The 5690-nt window shown below is 42.4% G+C and carries 5 protein-coding genes and 1 tRNA gene; 2 read left to right on the top strand and 4 right to left on the bottom strand.

Annotated features, from left to right (window positions below):
• Positions 1-384 (top strand): site-specific integrase (locus PSI22_RS20620; RefSeq protein ID WP_273581369.1); only part of this gene is annotated, 384 nt, incomplete at its 5' end.
• Between the two features lie 58 nt (positions 385-442).
• The gene (locus PSI22_RS20625) at positions 443-631 is read left to right on the top strand and encodes a hypothetical protein (RefSeq protein WP_273581370.1); all 189 of its coding nucleotides are present in this window, start codon (positions 443-445) and stop codon (positions 629-631) included.
• 105 nt (positions 632-736) lie between these two features.
• Here PSI22_RS20625 and PSI22_RS20630 read toward each other — a convergent pair.
• From PSI22_RS20630 to PSI22_RS20645, 4 genes are all read right to left on the bottom strand, one after another.
• Positions 737-812, bottom strand: a tRNA-Phe gene (locus tag PSI22_RS20630).
• A gap of 129 nt (positions 813-941) precedes the next feature.
• Positions 942-1514, bottom strand: a complete 573-nt coding sequence (gene dicD, locus PSI22_RS20635; RefSeq protein WP_273581371.1) for a division control transcriptional repressor DicD — start codon at positions 1512-1514, stop codon at positions 942-944.
• Between the two features lie 18 nt (positions 1515-1532).
• Positions 1533-3284: a protein-disulfide reductase DsbD gene (locus PSI22_RS20640; protein WP_273581372.1), complete on the bottom strand. Its 1752-nt coding sequence runs from the start codon at positions 3282-3284 to the stop codon at positions 1533-1535.
• 213 nt (positions 3285-3497) lie between these two features.
• Positions 3498-4799: an anaerobic C4-dicarboxylate transporter gene (locus tag PSI22_RS20645; RefSeq protein ID WP_273581373.1), complete on the bottom strand. Its 1302-nt coding sequence runs from the start codon at positions 4797-4799 to the stop codon at positions 3498-3500.
• Positions 4800-5690: the final 891 nt, after the last annotated feature.

The following is a 5690-nucleotide window of genomic DNA, read 5'->3' on the forward strand; positions in this document are numbered from 1 at the left end:
CCCCGGCTGGCTCAATTGGTTGAGCATGCGAGAGCCTGCGGGGCGAAAGACGATGATCCGTTGTTTGATTTAAGTCGTCTGAGCTTTCACGCCCACGGGCGGATGAGCCGTTACCGGTATGATCATGATAAAGAAAGGCAGCATATCCGCTCCTTCTTCAATCGGTTGTCGAAAGAGTGTGGTTTTGCTGTTTCCCCTCATCGTTTCCGTCACACACTGGCCACCGAACTGATGAAAGCGCCGGACCGTAATCTGCAACTGGTCAGAAGCCTGCTGGGGCACCGCAGTCTGGCAACCACAATGGAATATATTGATATCGATATGGAAATCGCAGGTAAAACACTGGAGAATGAGCTGGCGATATACTTGGATATTTCGGTATAAGGATAACAGCAGGAAAAAAGACAGGGCAGATCTCAGACAGGATTGAGGAGGCGGAGGTGTGAGTGAACTGCCCTGCATCAACATTGATGGTATGAAAAAATGGCTAATACCGATCACCGGTCCCGTAAAGTATTTACCTTACTTGACATCAGAATCAATTACTGAAATCATTACCTTTAACGGAAAAAGAGTGCCTGCAAATGCAGGCACTCTATATTCTTTAATTTACGGCTTTTTTAAACATTGAGCGTACAAACTAGGCGACCAATTGTTTAACATTTTCTTAACATCCATAAATTTTAACTTATTTGTTAATTACCTGATAGTATTCAACAAATTAGCTTTAAAATCGTGGTGCCCGGACTCGGAATCGAACCAAGGACACGGGGATTTTCAATCCCCTGCTCTACCGACTGAGCTATCCGGGCTAACGGGGCGCATTAAACCGTATTCAGCTAAATCCGTCAATGACTTTCTGCGAAAAAACCGTGAAAAACGGTTGATTGCTGTATTTTCATCCCAATTTAGTGTGGTTATTCAGATTGGGCTGTTTTTTCTTAACTGAATGCGCCATTTTTTCGGCATTTTGCAATGGTCAGAATATCTTGTGCCAGCAATTTTGCCGTTATTACATCTTCAAGTTCTCTTTTTACTAATAGTTTGCTGAGACATCCCTCAAGGATCAGTTCCATTTGTTTGGCAACCCGTTCACTGTTTTCGATCTCAAGTTGCTGTAATAACTCTACGGTATAATGAAAAGAATTTTGTTTTTGCAGCTCTGCCAGTTGGTGGATCGGATGCCCTGTATCAGGGAAGACACTGCAAGCTGCAATGAACAAACAACCCGGATAACGCTGTTTCTGTACTTTTTCCTTGAGGGTGTCGTAACGTGCCAGTAATTTCTGCTCAGGGCTCAAAACCTCATCTAGCAGGATCTGGCGCTGCCAGATTTCAATCTGCTGACTGTGATAGCGCAGGCAATCGTAGAGCAAGGCTTCGCGATCAGGCCAGAAATGCTTTATTTGATTGATATCAACCTCTAGGGGAGTTAAAAGCGTCTCCAATGTTGCTGACAGGCCATGCTGCTCAAGTAAATTCAGGGCATGACTAAGAACATATTCACGTTGCACAATTGCTCTCCTTTTAAATTATTTTTGTAGATGCTGTAAATGGCGGCTAAAGCGTCCTGCATCCATGAAACCACTGACTCGTGAATCGGGTAGCTCTTTTCCATGAGCATCAAAAAACAAGATAGTGGGAAGCCCCAATACCTTCAATTTATCCAGTAATTCTTTCTGTTTTGAACCGTTCTCCGTGACATTTGCCTGCAATACGAGAAATTGGCTTAATTGCGCCTGCACTTGTGGATCGGGGAAGGTATATTTTTCAAACTCCTTACACGCTACACACCAGTCCGCATAAAGGTCCAGCATAATGGGTTGATGGCGGTTCTCGGCTAGGATCTGGCTTAGTTCCTGCCAGTCACTGACTTGCTGAAACTTCAGCGATGGTTGCTGTTGTGTCGCAGCCGGGCTTCCCCACACCCAATCCTGTAAGGGGCGTGAGGCGATGAGTGCCAGTACCAGTAAGATGAGTTGCAGGGTGCGCAGCCAGCCTTTTTTGCTGTTTAAGGTCAATGCGAAAGCCCAGCCAAGGAAAGCGACTGCCAGCAAACTCCATAGCCTTATACCCCACGTATCACCAAGTACTCGCTCCAATAGGAATACGGGGAGCGCCAGGATAATGAATCCGAAGGCTTCCTTAACGTACTGCATCCACGGGCCTCTGCGGGGCAGGAGTTTGTGACCGAATAGCGTGACGGCAATAAGTGGCAGGCCCATGCCAAGAGCATAGAGGTAAAGGGTCAGCCCGCCAATCAGGGTATTACCGCTTTGGGCGATATAAAGCAAAATGGCACTGAGAGGAGCGGTAGTACAGGGGGAGGCGATCAGCCCGGCCAGGATTCCCATGACGAATACGCCAATGTAAGAGCCGCTTTTTTGTTGGTTGCTCCAGTCAACTAAACGAGTCTGGACAGAAGAGGGGAGCTGTAATGAGTACATCCCAAACATGGACAAGGCCAGCAAAATAAACAGAATTGATAGCCCCACCAGAATGTAAGGGTTCTGCAATGCAGCCTGAAACTGCAATCCGGCGGCGGCAACGATCAATCCCAACACGGTATAAGTGAGCGCCATTCCCTGCACGTAACTCATTGCCAACCAGAAAATGCGTTTTAAGCTATCGGGGCGCCGCTGCCCTAGAATAATGCCGGAAATCAGCGGATACATGGGCAGAACGCAAGGCGTAAAGGCAATGCCAATCCCAATCAGCAATGCCCATAAGGGTGAAAATGGCACGTCAGGTACGTTGGGAGGGGATTCTTCCTGCGGTAATGATGCCTTCTGAGATGTTGTTATGTCAGGTTGTTTTGCGGCTTCATTGGTTGAGGGAATCGAGGCAATAACGGCTGACAATGGCACAGTTATTGTCTCTGGAGCATAGCAGAACCCGGCTTCTGCACAACCTTGGTACGTGACTTGCAGATTGGCGTTATTAGAGGCAGAAAGGATAGGGACGTTAATCCGTGCTGAACCAAAATGAACCTCAGTTTTGCCAAAAAATTCATCTTCGTGATCTACCGATTCGGAGAAATCGAGATGACCCAAAGTTGCTTTTATCGGGGTGATGATGAACTGTTTTCGATAGAGGTAATAACCGGGTTTGATATTCCAGTTTAGTGTGAGTTGATTGTCTTTTTGCTGAAAATCAAACATGAATGCTTGAGCTGCAGGAAGATAGCGATTTTGTCCCGGCGGTTCAAACAGCGCATTGGCCTTGATAGGAGAAATAGCTATGCCGTTTAACAGCAGAAGCAATATGAGAATACGTTTCATCATAAGATAATCTTTGACCTGCCTGTATCTTGGTTCATGAAATTTGCCAGAGTTAGCATGATATCTGAGTTAGAACTATAACTGATGAAACTCATGGCAGAAAGCGACTTGCCTAATATTAAGGCAATAAGCGGGTCATTTTAAGGAAAGGCTTTGAGGCGGGAATATTTTAGGGGTGTTTAAACCCCTAAAATAACATACTGAAAATTTGGATAATTATAGGATCAAACCACCAACCACGAAACCGAATGCCACGGATAACGCAACAGCAATGGTGCCCGGAATGAAGAATGGGTGGTTGAATACAAAACGCCCAATGCGAGTGGTGCCGGTATCATCCATCTGCACAGCCGCAACCAGAGTCGGATAAGTTGGCAGGATAAATAGGCCAGAAACCGCAGGGAAAGAAGCGAGCGCTGTCAGTGGTGTGACATGCAGCGCCAGAACCATGGGCATCAGGGCCTTCGCGGTTGCCGCTTGCGAATAGAGCAGAGCAGAACAGAAGAAGAATATTACAGCCAGCAGCCACGGTTGGGCATGAATCAAACTACCCGCAGTTTCTTTAATCCAACCCATGTTAGCTTGAACAAATGTATCTCCTAACCATGCGACACCCATAATGCAGATGCACGCGCTCATACCGGCTTTAAAGGTGCTTGAATTTAAAATAGCATCGGTATTAACAGAGCAGATAACTGTTGTGAGGGTGGCGATGCTTAACATGATAATCAGTATCGCGCTGGTGGTATTCATCAGTGGTTTTTCAACTAGACCAAGGCTTGGGCTATTAATAATCGCGTAAATAATAATCCCAACTACCCCTAACAGAAACAGCAGTACAGAGAGTTTAGCTTTTGGCTGGATATCAACTTTATGACTGCCGCGTAGTTCAATTAGGCCATCAGCAAGGCGTTTTTGGTAGACAGGATCGTCAGACAGTTTGGAATCAAAAAACCATGAGACGATGAATGACATCAAAATAATTGCAGCAAACGATGAGGGAATGATGACCATCAACATCTGAATATAGCTGACACCTTGCCCTTCCATGACAGAAGACATATAAACTACGGCTGCGGAAATTGGCGAAGAAGTCAGTCCAATTTGTGCGGCTACGACAGCAGTTGATAGTGGTCGGCAGGGTTTAATGCCTTGTTCTTTTGCGACTTCGGCAATGACAGGTTGTGTTGCCAGAGAGATATTTCCTGTTCCAGCTAATAGCGTCAAGCAATAAGTGACGATGGGGGCGAGGATAGTGATGTATTTTGGATTTCTGCGCAGTAGTTTTTCTGTTTGTTGAACGAGATAATCTAGCCCGCCAGCGACTTGCATGACAGAAATAGCGGCGATGACTCCCATAATGATTGAAATAACGTCAAATGGAATGCTTCCCGGTTTGATTCCGATTGTGGCCAGTATTAAAACACCAAGTCCTCCCGCAAATCCAATTCCGATTCCCCCTAGTCGTGCTCCCAAAAAAATGGCCAGCAGAACGATAACTAATTCTACGGCTAACATGTTATGTACTCCTTAGTTTATTTAATGTTGTGAAAATTTATTGTTAAATTTTTGTGCGTTTGATGAAACTAAAAGGCATTCAATTCCGCTGAGTGAGTGGATTTATTACTAAAAAATCTTGTATTTCATTAAGTCATCATCAAAACGCTTTACTTTATATACTGGATATTTTTCGTTATTAAGTAATTTAATAAAGATTACATCATTACACTTTGTTTTAACACAAACTTTTCACGTTTTTAGAAGTGTAAATTATATTTAATTTTTGATATAAAAGTGGGTTACGACTCATAATTAGGAATAGCATAAATCATGCCATCTATAGCGTTAGGCATTAAATTACGATAAGTAATTTTAATGTGAATACTGTGCTGCTGTTAATGTATAAAACGTTTTAATGTGATACTTATTAATCTAAATGTTCACTAAATCACCTTGAGGTTGTCAAATAGCAAGAGATACACCGTATTTTTGGTAGTTATAATGAAAAGTATATTATAACTACCTGAATTATACTTTTTACGCATATCTAAATATAAGTATCAATCTAAGAGGATTTATTAATTTAAAGTAAAAATATTGCCAATCATAATTATAGAAATAGGCATGGTAATAACGGAAAGTAGAGTAATTAATATGATAGAAATAGTGAGTTTCTCAGGGTATATATTGCGATTAATTACATAAATACGATATTTATAGCCATAACTGTCGATAATATTAATGTTATTAAAATAAGTAAATTATTAGGAGTGATAATGATAAATAAGATTTTAAAATACTATTTTAATTTTAATTTTAATTTTAATTTTAATTTTAATTTTAATTTTGTTATTGGTTTTTAGTGGCTTAGTGTTGTATATTTTATTATTTTATTATTTTATTATTTTA

It is taken from the genome of Xenorhabdus aichiensis (genome assembly GCF_028598775.1).
In the GTDB taxonomy this organism is placed as follows: Bacteria; Pseudomonadota; Gammaproteobacteria; order Enterobacterales; family Enterobacteriaceae; genus Xenorhabdus; species Xenorhabdus bovienii.

Bases quoted from the DNA above. Each gene is read 5' to 3' on its own strand.
- PSI22_RS20640 (WP_273581372.1), bottom strand. From the start codon at position 3,284: ATGATGAAACGTATTCTCATATTGCTTCTGCTGTTAAACGGCATAGCT.
- PSI22_RS20645 (WP_273581373.1), bottom strand. From the start codon at position 4,799: ATGTTAGCCGTAGAATTAGTTATCGTTCTGCTGGCCATTTTTTTGGGA.